The organism is Citrobacter sp. MGH103 (assembly GCF_001034475.2).
In the GTDB taxonomy this organism is placed as follows: domain Bacteria; phylum Pseudomonadota; class Gammaproteobacteria; order Enterobacterales; family Enterobacteriaceae; genus Citrobacter; species Citrobacter freundii.
This window is the reverse complement of sequence record NZ_CP073043.1, coordinates 2,578,074-2,595,578: the sequence shown is the minus strand read 5'-3', so window position 1 is coordinate 2,595,578 and position 17,505 is coordinate 2,578,074. Positions and strand designations below refer to the sequence as shown.

The following is a 17,505-nucleotide window of genomic DNA, read 5'->3' as shown; positions in this document are numbered from 1 at the left end:
ATAGCATGCTAAAAGTGTGATGTACACCCAATAAGTTGTCCGAAAATGCCCTGTGTGGCCTACCTGAATTAATGATCTGTTACGGTACAACGATTTCCGTTACTTTAACTTGTTTACAAAAATTTAATATTTGCAGGGGCGGTGGTATGTCGCGTAAAGACGGGTTATTGGCGTTACTGGTCGTTGTGGTTTGGGGACTGAACTTTGTTGTCATTAAAGTGGGTTTGCACAATATGCCGCCGTTGATGTTGGCAGGGTTACGCTTTTTGTTGGTGGCGTTCCCGGCGATTTTTTTTGTTGCCCGCCCGAAAATTCCGCTTTCGCTTTTACTCGGCTACGGCCTGACAATTAGTTTTGGACAGTTCGCGTTTCTCTTCAGCGCCATCAAATTCGGTATGCCTGCCGGGTTAGCTTCTCTGGTATTACAGGCTCAGGCGTTTTTCACCATCATTCTGGGGGCATTCGCCTTTGGCGAACGTCTGCAGGGTAAACAGCTGGTAGGAATTGCGCTGGCGGTATTTGGTGTGCTGGTACTGATTGAAGCCAGTCTGAACGGTCAGCATGTTGGCATGCTCGGTTTTATGCTGACGCTGGCGGCGGCGCTAAGCTGGGCCTGCGGCAATATTTTTAACAAAAAAATCATGCAGCATACATCGCGTCCGGCCGTTATGTCGTTGGTGGTATGGAGCGCGTTAATCCCCATTGTTCCGTTCTTCCTGGCCTCATTACTTCTCGATGGTCCAGCGCAAATTACCCAAAGTCTGGTGGCGATAGATTTGACGACCATTCTGTCACTGGTGTATCTGGCGTTTGTGGCGACCATTGTGGGTTATGGCATCTGGGGTTCGTTACTCGGACGCTATGAGACCTGGCGGGTAGCGCCGCTATCGCTGTTGGTGCCGGTTGTCGGTCTGGCGAGTGCGGCCGTACTGCTGGACGAAACGCTTAGCGGATTACAGCTACTTGGCGCGCTACTGATCATGGCTGGGCTGTATATCAATGTGTTTGGTTTTCGGTTGCGTAAAATTGCGTCGGTGAGGGGCTAAAAAAAGCCCCGCAGTGACGGGTGATGCCTGCGTCAGTTAAGCATTATTGAGAACATGTAATTCAGGATCAGGGTTCCGTTCACCTCAGCGGCATAACTTCTCTGAGGGACTGATATCCGTGAACGTGCAAGGGAGGCTCACCGCCGCCTCCCTTGCAACCCAGGCTCCCGGCGGGAAAATCGTCGCTGCGCGATGTATTCGTCTTATTCCGTCTGCCTGTGGGGTCGGGGCCGAGCCTGCGTCCCTGCAGGCCGTCCCCTCTGCCCGCATCCCTGCGGGCAGACCCGGTCAGCCGTCAACGCCTCATCGATTTTCAGCCGGACCGGGGGTATCGCTTCAACTCTCTGACTTCCAGTTAAATCTGTTTTGCTGTTCAAACAAAAAATGCAGGTGGACAGGTGTGGACTGGTCCGGCTGAAAATTGCCGACGTGTTTCCGTAAGGCCGGGAGAGCCAGCATGGATGCTGGCTCAGGGCGCGCTTTACAGGGAAGTTGCCTCGCGCCCGGCCCGAAAGCCTGTAGGAATAATCGGAGGGAACCACGAAGTGGCAATTTTCCCGCCGGGAGCCGGGATTGTTAAGGGTACGGCGATAGTACCCTTAACACGTTCACAGGCAATCTGGTTTCAGATAAGTGAAAAATATAAGGTGAACGTAACAATGCGACAGAGGCAACAGATTTATTACCTCCGGTTCGTTAACTGACAAGTATTACGCAGTAGCGGGGCAATAAAATTACAGGTTGCGCAGATTGTAATAAGGCACACCTAATTCGTCGGACTTGTCGCTGCCTGCACCCATATGATTAAAATCGAACGGGGACTGATCGTGCGCAGGGGGCATAATCATCGCGTCGCGACTGTTCTGTGTGGCAGGTTGCGCGGTCTGTTCCGCCATGCTCTGACCCGAAACAACAAACAGCAGGGCCAGCATCGCATAAGACAGAAGTTTCATGATTTCCTCGGTTACGTCGTTAACTGGCGATTAGCAATTACATTGATTGAGTGGAAGCAAATAGCGCGATTCGCCATGCATATTCGTCATACGGTATTTGTGCGGCGGAACATCAAAATAATTTTTGAATGTCCGGGTCAGCGTCTGCTGAGACTCAAAACCGTAACGCTCTGCCAGATAAAGAATGGGCTCGTTACTCTCTTTTAATTTTTGCGCTATTTCAGTCATTTTACGGCTGCGAATGTATTGACCCAGTGAATGACCGGTTTCTTTTTTAAACATCCGTTGCAGGTGCCATTTGGAGTAACCTGAACGCTCAGACACTTTTTCCAGCGAGAGCGGCGATTCAAGGTTATTTTCGATCCAGTCCAAAATGCTATGAATAGTGATTGTGTCAGTATTGCGTCTGGACATCGTCATACCTCTTTCTGTTTACGGCAGGATTCTCTTAAGCAAGTGCTCAAGTGTGGCTACTTCATCCGCCGTTAAGTTTTTTGTTAGTTCCTGGTGCAGGTCTTGCCCTACTAATTGATGACACTGCTCGCAAATTGCTGCGCCATGATCGGTGAGTTTCACCAGCACGCCACGCTTATCATGTGGATTCGGAAGCCTTTCTATCCAGCCTTTACAGGCCAGTCTGTCCAGCATCCGCGTCAGGGCGCCAAGGTCGACAGACAGCACTTTTTTCAATTCGACAGGGGTGATGCACACCGCGCAACGGATGGAGCAGAGCACCTTGAACTGCGATGCCGTGATATCCAGCGGTGACAGATAGTCGTTTAGCAAACGATCTTTTTTCTGATTAACCATATAGATCAAACGACCCAGTGGGATGATTTCGTTAAACAGATCACTGGTGTTTTTCACAATGGTTGCCCTGGCAAGTAGTTAGTCACGGCTGATATTATTGCTTAGGCAAATATAAGTCAAACGAATGGATCCGCAAATGCCACGTTTTGCTAAATCATCAGACTCAATACCTGGCAAGTGGAATTTTAACGGTTTGATAATTATGGTTTATACGTGCGGATGAAAAATGAATCCTTACATCACGAAAATGGCTTATCTCGCGGATTTCACCGTATACTTGCCGCTGACGATTAACGCACAGGAAAGATGACATTATGATGGACTTGTTTAAAGCAATAGGACTGGGGCTGGTAGTCCTGTTACCGTTGGCAAACCCGTTAACCACCGTGGCGTTGTTCCTTGGCCTAGCCGGCAATATGAACAGCGCAGAGCGTAACCGTCAGTCACTCATGGCATCTGTCTATGTATTTGCCATTATGATGGTGGCGTACTACGCCGGGCAGGTGGTAATGAATACGTTCGGGATTTCGATTCCCGGGTTACGTATTGCGGGTGGGTTAATCGTTGCGTTTATCGGCTTCCGGATGCTGTTTCCACAGCAGAAGGCGCATGATTCTCCGGAAGCGAGAAGCAAGTCTGAAGAGCTGGAAGACGAACCGACGGCCAATATCGCTTTTGTACCGCTGGCTATGCCAAGCACTGCCGGTCCGGGGACGATTGCGATGATCATCAGCTCCGCGTCAACCGTGCGTCATGGCTCCGAATTTCCGGACTGGGTGATAATGATCGCGCCGCCGATTATTTTTGCGGTTGTCGGGATTATCCTGTGGGGCTGTTTGCGCAGTTCCGGGGGGATCATGCGGCTGGTCGGTAAAGGTGGTATCGAAGCGATTTCTCGTTTGATGGGCTTCCTGCTGGTGTGTATGGGCGTGCAGTTTATTATTAACGGCGTGCTGGAAATTATCAAAACCTACGCTTAAAACACTATGCCCGGTAATATTTACCGGGCATATTTTTTATGAATGCTGAGGCTGTTCTTCCAGTGATACCGGCCATTTACGAAAGATAATCACCGACCATATCAACGCGGCAACGGCAGGCACTGCGCCGACGTAACCAATCGTAGACATCGACCAGTGCAAACTCACCTGATTGCCTACCAGTGCGCCAGCGCCAATACCGATATTAAAGATTCCGGAGAACAGCGCCATTGCGACGTCAGTCGCATCCGGAGCAAGTGCCAGCACTTTCACCTGCATACCCAGGCCTATCAGCATGATGGCGACGCCCCAGAAAATACTCAGGATGGCAAGGTGCATTTCGCTGTCAGCGGCGGGAAGTAACAGTACCAGGCATATCGTCAACAGGGCAATGGCACTGCTAATCAGTACGGACGCATGCAGATTACCCAGCTTACCGAAAATGACGCTACCGACAATTCCCGCACCACCCAGAACCAGCAATAAGACAGTAGCAAAATTTGCGCTCAGGCCCGCGACGGTCTGCACGAACGGCTCGATATAGCTGTAGGCCGTATAATGCGCGGTGACCACAATCACCGTCAGTAGATACAGACTCATCAATGCCGGGCGATGGAATAACACGGGCAGGCTTTTTAAAGAGCCGGAGTGCTCACTGGGTAGTTTGGGCAGGAGCTTAATCAGGCAAAGCAGGGTAACTAACGCCCCCATACCGATGGCGAAGAAGGTCGTGCGCCAGCCAAAATACTGACCGACGATACGCCCGATGGGCAGCCCCAATACCATCGCCAGCGCAGTGCCAGTGGCAATCAGGCTGAGAGCCTGTGCACGTTTCCCGGCAGGAGCCAGGCGAATTGCCAGCGATGCGGTGATCGACCAGAAAATAGCGTGCGCAAAGGCAATACCAATACGGCTAATTACCAACACGGTAAAATTCCATGCCAGGAAAGAGAGCACATGGCTGGCGATAAACACAACAAACAGACAGATCAGAAGTTTTCGGCGCTCCACCTGACTGGTAAGTAACATGAAGGGGAGCGACATCAGGGCAACAACCCAGGCGTAGATCGTCAGCATGATCCCGACCTGAGCGGTCTGCATATTGAAGCTTTGTGCGATGTCGGAAAGCAAACCGACAGGGACAAACTCTGTGGTATTGAAAATAAAACCGGCAATGGCAAGCGTAACTACCCGTAGCCACGCGACCTTGCGGGAAACAGTGTCTGTTGTCATATCAAATAAGAGGATTAGCTGCGAAAAGGTAAGGCCACGATCTTAAAACGTTTGCTGGCGAAAATACAATCATTTTGTGATGCGGATCTCATTTCATTGGCAGGGCGCTACAATTTGCTGCCGAACATTCCTCATATTTTTAAGTATTTCAATAATAATGAAATTCCGGGCGTATGACTTCACCCGGATATACAGTTATTCATGTTCTTTGAGGATAGCCAGCTACTCCGGGCTCTGTGATAACTGAGGGTTCAACACCTCAATAAACGCTTCCAACTGCCGCGTCATTGCACCTCTGCGCCAGACCAGCCATGTATTCAGCCAGCGCCAGTTCTCGCTTAGCGGCCAGGCGTTGACCTGATGATGCCCTGGCATGCTCTCCAGCATCGAACGCGGGATCAGTGCGATACCCGCTCCGGCAATGACGCAGGCCAACATACCGTGATATGACTCCATTTCGTGAATGGTGCCGGGCATGGCGCGATCGGCATGAAACCAGCTTTCAAAATGGCGGCGATAGGAACAGTTGGCGCGAAAGGCGTAAATACTGCAACCGTTGACGTCGCTGGCCCGCTGAATGGGGGGATGACCGTTAGGAGTGACAATCATCATCTCTTCACGGTAGACCGGCATTCCTTCAAGGCCTGGATGGGTAATAGGGCCATCGACAAAGGCAGCGTTCAATGTACCGTCGAGCACGCCGTCCAGCATTGTGCCTGAAGGACCCGTCGCTAACGCGAACTGAATTTTGGGGTAACGCTGGTTATATTCAGCCAGCGTGGCGGGGATGCGTACTGCTGCTGTACTTTCAAGCGAGCCGAGAGAGAAGAGTCCTTGCGGCTCATCCCCGGCGACGACCATCCTGGCTTCCTCAACCAGCGCTAGGATCCGCTGGCTGTAGCGCAAAAAGTTGTGCCCGGATGGGGAAAGCCGCAGACGCTGGTTTTCACGAATAAACAGATCAACGCCCAGGTCGGCTTCAAGCTGACGTATACGGGTGGTGAGATTAGATGGCACGCGATGAACCTTCGCAGCGGCCTGCGTAATACTGCCAGTCTCCGCGACGGCATTAAACATTTCCAGCTGCGTCAGATCCATAATTTTCTCTATTCGTGAATGGTATGGTTAATATTATTCATTTTTCAGAAAGAGTAAATATGCTCATGATATAACCATACCCTGCGATAAAGAGAGGCACTTAATGACTATCACAGCAGCAACACATGCGATTTCCATTGACCCTACCAGCGGTGAAAGACTGACGGCGACGCCGTGGGCCAGCGTGGAAGAGATTGATCATGCGCTGAACCTTGCAGCGAATGGCTATAGCGAATGGAAACAAACTTCCGTTGAGCACCGTGCGCAAATGCTGCGCCATATTGGGCAAGCTCTGCGCCATCGTGCGGAAGAGATGGCGCAGTGTATCTCACGTGAAATGGGTAAACCCATTAAGCAGGCGCGTGCTGAAGTCGCTAAGTCAGCTGCGTTGTGTGACTGGTACGCCGAGCATGGACCGGCGATGCTCAGTCCGGAACCCACGCTGGTGGAGAACAACCAGGCGGTGATTGAGTATCGTCCGGTAGGAACTATTCTGGCGATCATGCCGTGGAACTTCCCACTCTGGCAGGTAATGCGAGGTGCCGTCCCGATTCTGTTGGCCGGAAATGGTTACCTGTTAAAGCATGCGCCTAACGTAACCGGCTGTGCTGCAATTATTGCGCAGGTTTTCGCTGATGCGAGTGTACCCGCGGGGGTTTATGGTTGGGTGAATGCCGATAACGCAGGGGTCAGTCAGATGATCAATGACCCGCGTATCACGGCGGTAACGGTGACGGGTAGTGTTCGTGCTGGTACGGCGATTGGCGCCCAGGCGGGGGCCGCGTTGAAAAAATGCGTTCTTGAACTGGGGGGCTCCGATCCGTTTATTGTCCTTAATGATGCAGACCTCGATCTGGCCGTTAAGGCGGCGGTCGCCGGGCGTTATCAGAACACCGGGCAGGTTTGTGCGGCAGCCAAACGCTTTATTATCGAAGAAGGGATAGCGGCAGAATTTACTTCACGCTTTGTGGTCGCTGCGAGCGCGCTCAAAATGGGCGATCCGCTGAACGAAGAAAACGATCTGGGGCCAATGGCGCGATTTGATCTGCGTGAAGAGCTGCACCAGCAGGTTGAAGCCACCCTTGCCGAAGGGGCGCGGTTACTTCTCGGCGGGGAAAAAATTGCGGGACATGGTAATTACTATGCCGTGACGGTACTGGGCGATGTTACTCCAGAGATGACGGCGTTCCGCCAGGAGCTGTTTGGTCCGGTTGCGGCAATTACTGTGGCGAAGAATGCGGAACATGCCTTAGCGCTGGCGAATGACAGTGATTTCGGCTTATCTGCCACGGTGTTTACTGCGGATGAAGTGCTGGCGCAGAAGATGGCGTCGCGCTTGGAGTGTGGTGGCGTATTCATCAATGGTTACAGTGCCAGCGATGCCCGCGTTGCCTTTGGCGGTGTGAAGAAAAGTGGTTTTGGCCGAGAGCTTTCGCACTTTGGTCTGCATGAGTTTTGTAACGTGCAGACCGTCTGGAAAAACCGCCTTTGATGGTGTAGGTGTCTCCGCTGGAGGCACCTGTCTTATTTCTGCAATTTTTCTGTCATTTACTCTCCGTACACTCGCGTCTAACGCTTTGATACAGAAGAGTAATATGAACATAACGCAAATTTTCCGTCGTCTTATTCCCCATCAGTTTGGTCTGTTAACCGGCATTTTTTGCATTATTGCGCTGTTCTCTGTTTTGCAGGTCGCGTCCTCCTTAATGCTTTCGGCCTCAGTCAGCGGCGCACAGCATAATGAAGGACGTAATCAACTCGCGCTTATACAGCAGGCGAAGGTTGATGAAGCGCGGGTGGCGTTATTATCTGCCAGCGATTTACTTAACCGTGCGGGAATTTATTTTATGCAGGATGCCGCCACCGGTTCGGACGGGAGTTGGCGTCCGTTAATGGAAGAGGCATACCGGGCGCTGGCGCAGTCAAAAAGTGCATGGGATGCCTGGCGGGATATGAAACCGCAGCCGGATCCGGATCTAACGGAGAGCTATCAGCGTTTTTATAGCGGTATTCAGGAGCAGGCGGATGGGCTGATGCAGTCAGGTTCCATTGATGCTTTTTTTGCCGTACCCGTGCAGGCCTTTCAGACGGACTTTAACGCTAATTACGCGCGCTTTCAGCAGAACAGTGGGCGACATGCGGAAGCTGGGCGTCAGCAGCTGTTGACCAGTCTTGAGCGTTTACAGAATCTATTTTTGTTTATTCCTCTCGTGCTGGTGGTTATCGCCTTTCTGGTCTGGCGCAGTATGTCCCGTTGGGTGATTATGCCACTGCGACGGCTGATCGATCATATCGATATTTTAGCAGCGGGTGACCTGTCTCGCCCGGCCCCGCAGGTGAGTCAGTTTAATCGGGAAGTGACGCAATTAAGTTCGCGTATTGCTGCAATGCAGCAAGGTCTCTGCGCGCTGGTGCAGCAGGTGAACGATGCCACCACTGCAATGGTAGGCAATATCAACGAACTTACGCAGAACAATAAACAGCTATACCAGCAGTCGGCGAAACAAAGTGAAGAGTTAAGCAGCGTGACATCGCATATTTCGTTGCTGGAAATGCATGTTGAGGATAACAGTGGCTTTGCTGAACTGGCGAATCAACGCGCTGTGCAGGCGCGAGATGTTGCGGCAGGCGGGGACCGAATGATGGCGACGGTAAATACGTCAATGCAGGCGATTGTGACACGTTCGTCTGAAATGCGAGGTATTACAACGCTTATCGACAATATTGCATTTCAGACAAATATCCTGGCTCTTAACGCGGCAATCGAGGCAGCACATGCCGGGGAGCAAGGGCGCGGGTTTGCCGTGGTTGCGAAAGAAGTTGGGCTGCTGGCGCGAAAAAGCGGTCAGTCTACGCAAAACATTCAGACACTGATTAAACACTCGTTACAGGGCATTGAAGAGGGCTTTCACGCGGTTAACGGGCTGGATAAGAATTTGCAGCAGGTTATCGCACTGGTTGAGAATCTTGGCGCGTTGCTGAACGACATTTCGACTGCAACCTTAAATCAAGGGAACAATATTCACCAGTTGACTCGAAAGCTGCATGTCCTGAACGGCGAAGCCCGGCAAACCAGCGAACTGGTGAATGCTGCATCTGACTCTTCCTTGCAGCTACACCATGAATCCCGCCAGCTTATGCAGGCCGTGGCCAGATTCCGCCTTCCGGCCTGACGCTGCGTATTCAGCTCTGTTATACTCGCAGGCCTTTCATACCTGCGAGCAAGGAGCATGTTGTGGCCAGGGCCATGGACAATTCAATTTTAGAGACCATTGTGCAGCAGGTTCGTCCGCTGATTGGTCAGGGTAAAGTCGCTGATTATATTCCGGCATTAGCCTCTGTCGACGGTTCAAAACTGGGTATTGCTATCTGTACCGTTGATGGACAGCACTATCAGGCGGGAGATGCGCAAGAACGTTTTTCTATTCAGTCGATTTCAAAGGTGCTCAGCCTGGTCGTGGCAATGCGTCACTATCAGGAAGAGGAGATTTGGCAGCGTGTCGGCAAAGATCCTTCTGGCCATCCTTTTAACTCCCTGGTGCAGCTGGAAATGGAGCAGGGTATCCCTCGCAATCCCTTTATTAACGCCGGGGCGCTGGTGGTTTGCGATATGTTGCAAGGGCGTCTAAGCGCACCGCGTCAACGGATGCTGGAAGTGGTACGTGCGTTAAGCGGTGTTTCGGATATCGCTTATGATGCGACGGTCGCGCGATCAGAGTTTGAACACTCGGCGCGTAATGCCGCAATTGCCTGGCTGATGAAATCCTTCGGCAATTTTCACCATGACGTGACCACCGTTTTGCAAAATTACTTTCACTACTGCGCGCTAAAAATGAGCTGTGTGGAGTTGGCGCGAACCTTTGTCTTTTTGGCAAATCAAGGGCATGCCTTTCATCTTGCGGAACCCGTGGTGACGCCGATGCAGGCCAGGCAGATCAATGCGCTAATGGCGACCAGCGGCATGTATCAGAACGCAGGGGAGTTTGCCTGGCGGGTCGGGCTTCCGGCGAAATCTGGTGTGGGTGGCGGCATCGTGGCGATCGTGCCTCACGAGATGGCGATTGCTGTCTGGAGTCCGGAACTGGACCCAGCGGGAAATTCACTGGCCGGTATCGCCGTGCTGGAGCAATTAACACAGCAGCTGGGGCGTTCGGTTTACTGATGAATACGCTCGATCCTCTTTTTGCCCGGCTGGCGAAATCAACGTTTCGCTCGCGGTTTCGTCTTGGTCAGAAAGAAAGGCAGTATTGTCTGGATAAAGGGGCGCCGGTTATCGAACAACATGCTGCGGATTTTATTGCTAAACGACTGGCACCTGCGTTTCCCGCCAATGATGGTAAACAGACTCCCATGCGTGGTCACCCGGTATTTATCGCTCAACATGCTACGGCAACGTGCTGTCGAGGGTGTCTGGCGAAATGGCATGATATACCTCAGGGCGTAGCGCTAAACGATGAACAAAAACGTTACGTTGTCACGGTTATTTATCACTGGTTAGTACTTCAGATGAACAAGCCATAGATAACATTATCCTATGATATGACCCCTTGTGTTGTGTAATTGTTAAAAGCAGTATGAAGGGGTCAATCTAAGGAGAAACCATGGCTTCCGGCAAACACTGCTTTGTGCTGAGCGCTGCACAGATTCTGTCGCGAATCGACGAGCTCAGCGATGTTCTTGAACGGTGCGTCAATGACGGCGCCTCCATCAGTTTTATGCTGCCCTTTAATCGCGAAAAATCAGAGCCTTTCTGGATGAACGTCGCGCAAAGTGTTTCTCGCGGAGAACGGATCGTTCTTGGTACGCAGAACGCGCAGGGGACGCTTGTCGGTACCGTCCAACTCATTATCGATCAACCTGAAAATCAACCTCATCGTGCTGATGTTGCCAAACTGCTGGTTCACCCCTCAGCGCGACGCGGTGGCCTGGCTCGTGAATTGATGAACGAACTGGAAAGTTGCGCGCGTCAACAAGGTAAAACGCTGCTGGTGCTTGATACGGCGACGGGCAGTGGCGCGGAGTTGTTCTACCACAATTGCGGGTGGAAAAAGGTAGGGGTGATACCTGACTATGCCCAAATGCCCGATGGGACGCTGACCGGGACCACACTTTTCTATAAAACGCTCTAATTTGTCGCCGGGGATTGATCAAAACAGGGTTTCAATGTATTAAAGTTTGCTAACCTATTGGACCAATTCAATCAGGTTGTATGACTAATCATAAAGGGAACCCATTGTGCAAACACTAAATCGTCGCGATTTCCCCGGTGCTCAGTATCCTGAACGCATTATTCAGTTTGGTGAAGGAAACTTCCTGCGCGCCTTTGTAGACTGGCAGGTTGATCTGCTGAACGAACATACCGATCTGAACGCTGGTGTGGTCATTGTTCGTCCTATCGAAAGTACCTTCCCGCCATCGCTGAGTACGCAGGATGGCCTCTATACTACTATCATTCGTGGTTTGAATGAGAAGGGCGAGGCTGTCAGCGATGCTCGTCTAATTCGTTCAGTTAACCGTGAAATCAGCGTCTATAGCGAATACGATGAGTTCCTGAAGCTGGCACATAATCCTGATATGCGTTTTGTGTTCTCTAACACCACGGAAGCAGGTATCAGTTACCACGCGGGCGATAAGTTTGACGACGCGCCAGCGGTAAGTTATCCGGCTAAACTGACGCGTCTGCTGTTCGAACGCTTCAGCTATTTTAACGGCGCATTGGATAAAGGCTGGATTATCATCCCTTGCGAACTGATTGATTATAACGGTGATGCGCTGCGTGAACTGGTTCTGCGCTACGCTCAGGAATGGACGCTACCGGAAGCGTTTATTCAGTGGCTGGATCAGGCCAATGCATTTTGCTCTACGCTGGTGGACCGTATTGTTACCGGCTATCCGCGTGATGAGGTAGCTAAGCTCGAAGCTGAACTGGGCTATCATGATGCTTTCCTCGACACGGCAGAACATTTCTATCTGTTTGTCATTCAGGGGCCGAAGTCATTAGCCGCAGAACTACGTCTGGATAAGTATCCGCTGAATGTCCTGATTGTGGATGACATCAAACCGTACAAAGAGCGCAAAGTGGCGATTCTCAACGGTGCTCACACTGCGCTGGTTCCTGTTGCCTGGCAGGCAGGATTGGACACCGTGGGCGAGGCGATGAATGACGCAGAAATTTGCGCCTTCGTTGAAAAAGCTATTTATGAAGAGATCATTCCGGTACTGGATTTACCTCGTGATGAGCTGGCGTCTTTTGCCAGCGCGGTAACCGGTCGATTCTGCAACCCCTATATAAAACATCAGCTGTTGTCTATTGCCCTGAATGGCATGACCAAATTCCGCACCCGTATATTGCCGCAACTGCTGGCAGGGCAACAGGCCAGCGGTAAACTGCCAGCGCGTTTGACGTTTGCGCTTGCCGCATTGATTGCTTTCTATCGTGGAGAGCGTCACGGTGAGTCTTATCCGGTTCAGGATGATGCGCACTGGATAGAACGTTTTCAACAGCTGTGGTCCCAGCATCGCGATCGCCAGATAAGCACCGAAGCGTTGGTCAAATCTGTACTGGGTGTTAAAGAACACTGGGAGCAAGACCTGACACAAGTTTCTGGACTGGTGGAACAGGTTTCTACCGATCTGGATACCATTCTGGCAAAAGGTATGCGGGAAGCCGTTAAGCCACTGTGCTAAGACGACTATCGACAACCCGGCTCAGGCCGGGTTTTTTCTGGATATAAGTTAGTTACAACATACTGTGTTATTTATGTCATAAACCCAGTCTGTGACTTCCGTGCGGCTTCGTTTTAAGCAGTGCAAAAGTTGTTTGGATAATGTTGCGATTAACTTGCAACATTGATCGCTATCGCGTCTAATGTGACGGATTTCACATTTTCCCGAAGATAACCATGATCGTTCGTCCCCAACAACACTGGATGCGCCTGATATTCGTCTGGCACGGTTCCGTATTATCCAAGATTTTTTCACGTCTGCTGCTGAACTTCCTGCTTTCCATCGCCGTTATTATCATGTTGCCCTGGTATACGATGCTGGGCATTAAGTTTACCCTTGCGCCGTTCAGCATTCTCGGCGTGGCGATAGCGATCTTTTTAGGTTTTCGCAATAACGCCTGCTACTCACGTTACGTTGAAGCCCGACACCTGTGGGGGCAGTTGATGATTTCTTCCCGATCGCTTCTGCGTGAGGTAAAAACCACGTTACCTGACGATGCAGAACTGGGACAGTTTGTGCGTCTGCAAATTGCATTTGCTCACTGTTTACGCATGACGTTACGTCGAAACCCACAGGCGAAGCCGTTAGCGAAATATCTTAGCGAGAAAGATTTGCAAACGGTATTTGCCGCACAATCCCCGGCAAACCGTATTTTGTTGTTGATGGGGGAGTGGTTGGCGGTGCGTAGACGTGATGGGCAGCTGTCCGATATATTATTTCATAGTTTAAACAACAGATTAAATGATATGTCGGCAGTATTGGCAGGTTGCGAGCGGATTGCGAATACTCCGGTCCCGTTTGCTTATACTTTGATCCTTCATCGCACGGTGTACCTGTTCTGTATCATGCTGCCATTCGCCCTGGTGGTGGATCTGCACTACATGACACCGTTTATTTCAGTGCTTATTTCCTATACTTTTATCTCGCTCGATACGCTTGCGGAAGAACTTGAAGATCCGTTTGGTACTGAGAACAATGACCTGCCGCTGGATGCGATTTGCAATGCAATCGAAATCGATTTACTGCAAATGAATGATGAAACAAATGTGCCAGCAAAACATATGCCGGATAAGCATTATCAACTCACTTAGCGACGTTCGTTTTGCCACCACGCGGGCTGCATATCGGAAAACGAATGAAACTCCGGTGCAAGGTCTTCATCGTTAGGATCGTCAAAAGCACCGGCTAAAAGCGCAATGACCGGGGCGTCATCGATAGCGCCCACGGAGCTGCCGCACTGAGGACAAAAGGCCCGACTGGTCGTTTCTGATGAGCGCCAGGTTGTCGGTTTTCCGGCTTTTCCCGTCCATTCTACATTTTCTGCATCAAACTCAATCCAGACGACGGTAGGGGCGCCCGTATGTTTCCGGCATATATCGCAGGAGCAGGTATGGGAATTATTAGGACTGCTGGCTGTGAAACGGATCGAGCCACACAGACACCCACCAATGTAGACTTTAGACATAACAACCCCCCGTCAGAAACATGTTGCAAGACACTAGCAGAAGCCAGACATAGCCACTAGATCCTAATGATAAAAAGGCGAGGGTACGCATGGCTGATAGTTTATTCCTGTGATCTGCCAGATGATAAACGCTTAACTATTGCGTCTGGCAACAATAAATAATCGTGGAAATGCCAGTAAAATTTTGCCGTTCTCCTGCAACGGATATTGTTCCTGGAGCAGTTCATGGTAGCGCGCCAGGTAATGACGTTGCTCGCTTTCGCTCAAATCCTGCAACCAGGGGCGCAAGCCCGTTGAGCTTACCCAGTCGATAATTGCCTGATGCGAATCCATAATGTGATAATACGTTGTACGCCAGATATCTACATCACAACCTGCTTCGGTCAAAATATCATAGTAGGCGTGAACGCCAGGAAGCGGAGCACGGCCACGGTCTGGGTAATCTTGTTCATAAGCCACTTCGCGCATCAATACATGCGTTGGCTCCAGCCAGTTATCTGGCATTTGCACGGCCAGAACGCCATTGTGACTCAGTTGTGAGACCAGGTGCGGGAATAATTCATAGTGATCGGGTACCCACTGTAACGACGCATTTGCATAAAGCAGATCCACGGGATGCTCGGGGTGAAACAGGCTAATATCCGCTTCGATAAAATGACAGTCAGGTAACGTGTTGCGCGCTTCATTCAGCATAGCAGGAGAGGAATCGACTCCTGTTGTCTTTGCCGTGGGCCAGCGCTGATGCAGCAATGCCGTACTGTTTCCAGGGCCACAACCAAGATCAACAACCGAGCGGACATTTTCTAACGCCACACGGCTGAGTAATTCCGCTGCGGGTCTTGAACGTTCAGTTTCATATTGCAGATAAAGCGAAGGGTTCCAGTCGGCCATGTATAAATCTCCAGTATGAGAGGAAAAGTCGGAAAAGGACGATATAAACCCTTGCCGATGATCCACTTATTTTAGAAGATTATACGAAAATGAATGATAAGGGCAGGAATATGCTGGAAACACCAAGGTTGATATTACGACAGTGGGAAGCTAAAGACCGAGCCCCTTTTGCTGCACTCAATGCCGATTCTGACGTGATGCGCTTTTTCCCGACACCGCTACAGAAGGCTGAAAGCGATAACCTGGTCGATAGGTTTAGTGAAGGTATTGCAGCGCGCGGCTGGGGATTTTGGGCCGTAGAGTTAAAAGAAACACACCAGTTTGTGGGCTGTGTGGGGTTGCATCCACAACCTGATAAATTTCATTTTTCACCCTGTACTGAAATAGGCTGGCGTCTTGCTAAAGCATACTGGCACCAGGGAGTGGCATTGGAAGCCGCCGAAGCATGCCTGACGTTTGCTTTCGAAGAGCTGGCGTTAAGTGAGGTGGTTTCATTCACTTCAGTGCTGAACACACCGTCAGAGAAACTGATGATACGACTTGGTATGAATAAAGCAGAAGAGTTTGTTCATCCCGCGTTGCCGTCAGCTCATCGGTTAGCACAACATGTCCTGTATCGTCTTTGTCGATAATTAACCAGTTTATTAGTGCAGATACCTGTTAGTCTTTAAAAGCATGTGTGTTGATCGATGTATTTACCCACCTCAATGACGGTATTCGTTTTAGGATCGATATTAAGCACCACAAAACGCATTTGCGGGCAAAACATCTCTGCGCTCTTCTTGCTGCACTCAGTTTGCAGCCATCGATGTTCACCATCGTCAGTTACAACCGTATTCAGGTTGCTATATTCGCTGCATTCAAAACCTTTTTCGGTTGCTCTTTTTCTTGCGGCATCCAGACTCAGACCAACAACATTCAAACTGTCGACCTCTTTGGCATGTGCGCTGTCGGAAACGCGTGTCAATATGCAACCCGTTAGCGTACAGGTAAAGAGTAGTAAGCACACAAAGCGCAGGATGATCTTGTCGTTTTTGTTAGGCATTGTCTGATGATTTAAATTGTGCGTTCTGAAGCATAGCATCATTCAGCACAAGATAGTGTTAATCAGGCCACTGCGGCCACTATGTCATCGATATTCGTGCCTTTATTGCGTAAGTGAAAGGCTGGTCTATGCTAAAACGATGCTCCGTCTTGCTTTGGCTTTTTGAATAATAACGAGAATTCTCATATTTCCGGTGGTGAATATGAACAGGATTACGCTCGCTTTTTTAACGTATTTTCTCTCATCTTTGGTTTTTAACGCAAATGCAGCGGAACCTCGTCAGGAGCCGAACGAGAAAGAACGTGCCCGCACGGTCTATATATTCCACCAACCGATTGTCATGTTACAGGCAAAATTTGGCCTTACTACACCGGAAGAGCGGGTGCTACGCATCCGCAATACATTACGCAATTTCACCGAAGCCGATGTGCGTGAGCCTCTACAAATCGAGTCAGTCACCCGCTATAACCAGTCGGGAAGGCTTATCGTAATGAATCACAAGCCGGTGCTGTTGCTGACTGCAGGCGATCTTGATGAGGGTGATGATCTGACACTCGATCAGGCAGCGCAGCGCGTGTTGGCACGCATGGAACAGCAGCGTTCGGCATTGAATGAGCAGTATAATAGTGCCTGGCTGGCGCTTTCGGTGGTGAAAACAGTAGCAGGACTGACGGGACTGATACTGTTTTGGTACGGTTCATACCGTTCCTGGCGCTGGGTAAAACGTGTTTATCGCCGGCGTATTTTTGAGAATCGAAGCTGGATCCCTCCGCGGTGGCGTAGGCTTGTCGGTGCTATCGAAACACGCCTGTTTGCAGCATTGATGATCCTCTTGGGTATCGTCTCACTGTATGTCTGGCTCAGCTGGACCTTTAGTCTGTTTCCCTGGATGCGCGTTTGGGGAGAGTCATTGGGTGATTGGTTTGTTCGAGTGGTGCGCGATATAGCATTGTCGATTGTCTCGGCTCTTCCTGGGTTAATGATCGTGCTAATCATTTTCGTTATCACCGTAGTAATATTGAAACTACTTAAAGCTGTGCTCAACCAAGTAGAAGCGGGGCGTTTACAATTGCCGGGGATCCATCCAGATACAGTCGGCGCGACCCGTAAGCTGATTTCGGTGGTAGTTTGGCTCTTTGCGTTATCAGCTGCCTATCCGTTTTTACCTGGGGCCAATTCACTTGCGTTTAAAGGCATTTTAGATTCTGCCTCATTCCACGTTTGTCAAAGCAAGTTTAAAATGTCACCTCTTTGTGCA

The 17,505-nt window shown here is 50.4% G+C and carries 18 protein-coding genes and 1 pseudogene; 11 read left to right on the top strand and 8 right to left on the bottom strand.

Annotated elements, in window-relative coordinates:
* The first annotated feature begins 146 nt into the window (after positions 1 to 146).
* Entirely contained in the window at positions 147 to 1,046 is a 900-nt protein-coding gene (eamA, locus tag SK33_RS12505) for an O-acetylserine/cysteine exporter (RefSeq protein ID WP_003032420.1), read from the top strand.
* A gap of 734 nt (positions 1,047 to 1,780) precedes the next feature.
* Here eamA and marB read toward each other — a convergent pair.
* The 3 genes from marB to marR are packed head-to-tail and all read right to left on the bottom strand — an operon-like array spanning position 1,781 to position 2,866.
* On the bottom strand, positions 1,781 to 1,999 hold the full coding sequence (gene marB, locus SK33_RS12500; protein WP_003032422.1) for a multiple antibiotic resistance protein MarB: 219 nt from the start codon (positions 1,997 to 1,999) through the stop codon (positions 1,781 to 1,783).
* A gap of 30 nt (positions 2,000 to 2,029) precedes the next feature.
* Positions 2,030 to 2,413: an MDR efflux pump AcrAB transcriptional activator MarA gene (gene marA / locus SK33_RS12495; protein ID WP_003032424.1), complete on the bottom strand. Its 384-nt coding sequence runs from the start codon at positions 2,411 to 2,413 to the stop codon at positions 2,030 to 2,032.
* 18 nt (positions 2,414 to 2,431) lie between these two features.
* A complete protein-coding gene (gene marR, locus SK33_RS12490) occupies positions 2,432 to 2,866 on the bottom strand; it encodes a multiple antibiotic resistance transcriptional regulator MarR (protein WP_003032426.1) in 435 nt (144 codons plus the stop codon).
* A gap of 257 nt (positions 2,867 to 3,123) precedes the next feature.
* Here marR and SK33_RS12485 point away from each other — a divergent pair, with 257 nt between their 5' ends.
* Entirely contained in the window at positions 3,124 to 3,789 is a 666-nt protein-coding gene (locus SK33_RS12485) for a MarC family NAAT transporter (RefSeq protein ID WP_003032428.1), read from the top strand.
* A 36-nt stretch (positions 3,790 to 3,825) separates the two neighbouring features.
* Here the strand turns inward: SK33_RS12485 and SK33_RS12480 are convergent, their stop codons facing one another.
* Entirely contained in the window at positions 3,826 to 5,022 is a 1,197-nt protein-coding gene (locus tag SK33_RS12480; RefSeq protein ID WP_003032430.1) for a sugar transporter, read from the bottom strand.
* A 222-nt stretch (positions 5,023 to 5,244) separates the two neighbouring features.
* The gene (ptrR, locus tag SK33_RS12475) at positions 5,245 to 6,120 is read right to left on the bottom strand and encodes a putrescine utilization regulator PtrR (RefSeq protein WP_003032431.1); all 876 of its coding nucleotides are present in this window, start codon (positions 6,118 to 6,120) and stop codon (positions 5,245 to 5,247) included.
* 103 nt (positions 6,121 to 6,223) lie between these two features.
* On the opposite strand from ptrR, the gene sad reads away from it, so the two are divergent.
* From sad to SK33_RS12440, 7 genes are all read left to right on the top strand, one after another.
* Positions 6,224 to 7,612, top strand: coding sequence for a succinate-semialdehyde dehydrogenase (gene sad / locus SK33_RS12470; RefSeq protein ID WP_048218945.1), 1,389 nt, complete (start codon positions 6,224 to 6,226; stop codon positions 7,610 to 7,612).
* 103 nt (positions 7,613 to 7,715) lie between these two features.
* Positions 7,716 to 9,293 carry a methyl-accepting chemotaxis protein gene (locus tag SK33_RS12465; protein WP_048218943.1) on the top strand — a complete coding sequence of 526 codons (1,578 nt, stop codon included), beginning with the start codon at positions 7,716 to 7,718 and terminating at the stop codon, positions 9,291 to 9,293.
* Positions 9,294 to 9,355: 62 nt separating this feature from the next.
* Entirely contained in the window at positions 9,356 to 10,282 is a 927-nt protein-coding gene (gene glsB, locus SK33_RS12460) for a glutaminase B (protein ID WP_003032436.1), read from the top strand.
* Entirely contained in the window at positions 10,282 to 10,641 is a 360-nt protein-coding gene (locus SK33_RS12455; protein WP_003836300.1) for a DUF4186 domain-containing protein, read from the top strand. Before glsB ends, SK33_RS12455 begins: the two co-directional genes overlap by 1 nt.
* Before the next feature lie 80 nt (positions 10,642 to 10,721).
* The gene (locus SK33_RS12450) at positions 10,722 to 11,249 is read left to right on the top strand and encodes a GNAT family N-acetyltransferase (RefSeq protein WP_048218942.1); all 528 of its coding nucleotides are present in this window, start codon (positions 10,722 to 10,724) and stop codon (positions 11,247 to 11,249) included.
* 106 nt (positions 11,250 to 11,355) lie between these two features.
* On the top strand, positions 11,356 to 12,807 hold the full coding sequence (locus tag SK33_RS12445) for a tagaturonate reductase (RefSeq protein ID WP_048218941.1): 1,452 nt from the start codon (positions 11,356 to 11,358) through the stop codon (positions 12,805 to 12,807).
* A gap of 215 nt (positions 12,808 to 13,022) precedes the next feature.
* Positions 13,023 to 13,937, top strand: a complete 915-nt coding sequence (locus tag SK33_RS12440; protein WP_048218940.1) for a bestrophin family protein — start codon at positions 13,023 to 13,025, stop codon at positions 13,935 to 13,937.
* Here SK33_RS12440 and SK33_RS12435 read toward each other — a convergent pair.
* Positions 13,934 to 14,311, bottom strand: a complete 378-nt coding sequence (locus tag SK33_RS12435) for a GFA family protein (RefSeq protein ID WP_003032441.1) — start codon at positions 14,309 to 14,311, stop codon at positions 13,934 to 13,936. The genes SK33_RS12440 and SK33_RS12435 overlap by 4 nt on opposite strands.
* A gap of 132 nt (positions 14,312 to 14,443) precedes the next feature.
* The gene (gene tam, locus SK33_RS12430; RefSeq protein WP_003843653.1) at positions 14,444 to 15,202 is read right to left on the bottom strand and encodes a trans-aconitate 2-methyltransferase; all 759 of its coding nucleotides are present in this window, start codon (positions 15,200 to 15,202) and stop codon (positions 14,444 to 14,446) included.
* Between the two features lie 110 nt (positions 15,203 to 15,312).
* On the opposite strand from tam, the gene SK33_RS12425 reads away from it, so the two are divergent.
* Positions 15,313 to 15,834 (top strand): GNAT family N-acetyltransferase, encoded by a 522-nt coding sequence (locus SK33_RS12425; protein WP_048218938.1) that lies wholly within the window; start codon positions 15,313 to 15,315, stop codon positions 15,832 to 15,834.
* 35 nt (positions 15,835 to 15,869) lie between these two features.
* On the opposite strand, the gene SK33_RS12420 is transcribed toward SK33_RS12425, so the two are convergent.
* Positions 15,870 to 16,169 carry a hypothetical protein gene (locus SK33_RS12420; RefSeq protein WP_003032444.1) on the bottom strand — a complete coding sequence of 100 codons (300 nt, stop codon included), beginning with the start codon at positions 16,167 to 16,169 and terminating at the stop codon, positions 15,870 to 15,872.
* A gap of 280 nt (positions 16,170 to 16,449) precedes the next feature.
* Between SK33_RS12420 and SK33_RS12415 the strand changes: the two are divergent.
* A pseudogene (locus SK33_RS12415) lies at positions 16,450 to 17,445 on the top strand (mechanosensitive ion channel protein MscS); the annotation flags it as partial.
* Positions 17,446 to 17,505 lie beyond the last annotated feature (60 nt).

Coding starts and splice junctions, on each gene's coding strand:
- SK33_RS12425 (WP_048218938.1), top strand. CDS start 15,313: ATGCTGGAAACACCAAGGTTGATATTACGACAGTGGGAAGCTAAAGAC.
- SK33_RS12435 (WP_003032441.1), bottom strand. CDS start 14,311: ATGTCTAAAGTCTACATTGGTGGGTGTCTGTGTGGCTCGATCCGTTTC.
- SK33_RS12440 (WP_048218940.1), top strand. CDS start 13,023: ATGATCGTTCGTCCCCAACAACACTGGATGCGCCTGATATTCGTCTGG.
- marA (WP_003032424.1), bottom strand. CDS start 2,413: ATGTCCAGACGCAATACTGACACAATCACTATTCATAGCATTTTGGAC.
- marB (WP_003032422.1), bottom strand. CDS start 1,999: ATGAAACTTCTGTCTTATGCGATGCTGGCCCTGCTGTTTGTTGTTTCG.
- SK33_RS12480 (WP_003032430.1), bottom strand. CDS start 5,022: ATGACAACAGACACTGTTTCCCGCAAGGTCGCGTGGCTACGGGTAGTT.
- SK33_RS12485 (WP_003032428.1), top strand. CDS start 3,124: ATGATGGACTTGTTTAAAGCAATAGGACTGGGGCTGGTAGTCCTGTTA.
- ptrR (WP_003032431.1), bottom strand. CDS start 6,120: ATGGATCTGACGCAGCTGGAAATGTTTAATGCCGTCGCGGAGACTGGC.
- SK33_RS12455 (WP_003836300.1), top strand. CDS start 10,282: ATGAATACGCTCGATCCTCTTTTTGCCCGGCTGGCGAAATCAACGTTT.
- tam (WP_003843653.1), bottom strand. CDS start 15,202: ATGGCCGACTGGAACCCTTCGCTTTATCTGCAATATGAAACTGAACGT.
- SK33_RS12450 (WP_048218942.1), top strand. CDS start 10,722: ATGGCTTCCGGCAAACACTGCTTTGTGCTGAGCGCTGCACAGATTCTG.
- sad (WP_048218945.1), top strand. CDS start 6,224: ATGACTATCACAGCAGCAACACATGCGATTTCCATTGACCCTACCAGC.
- SK33_RS12465 (WP_048218943.1), top strand. CDS start 7,716: ATGAACATAACGCAAATTTTCCGTCGTCTTATTCCCCATCAGTTTGGT.
- eamA (WP_003032420.1), top strand. CDS start 147: ATGTCGCGTAAAGACGGGTTATTGGCGTTACTGGTCGTTGTGGTTTGG.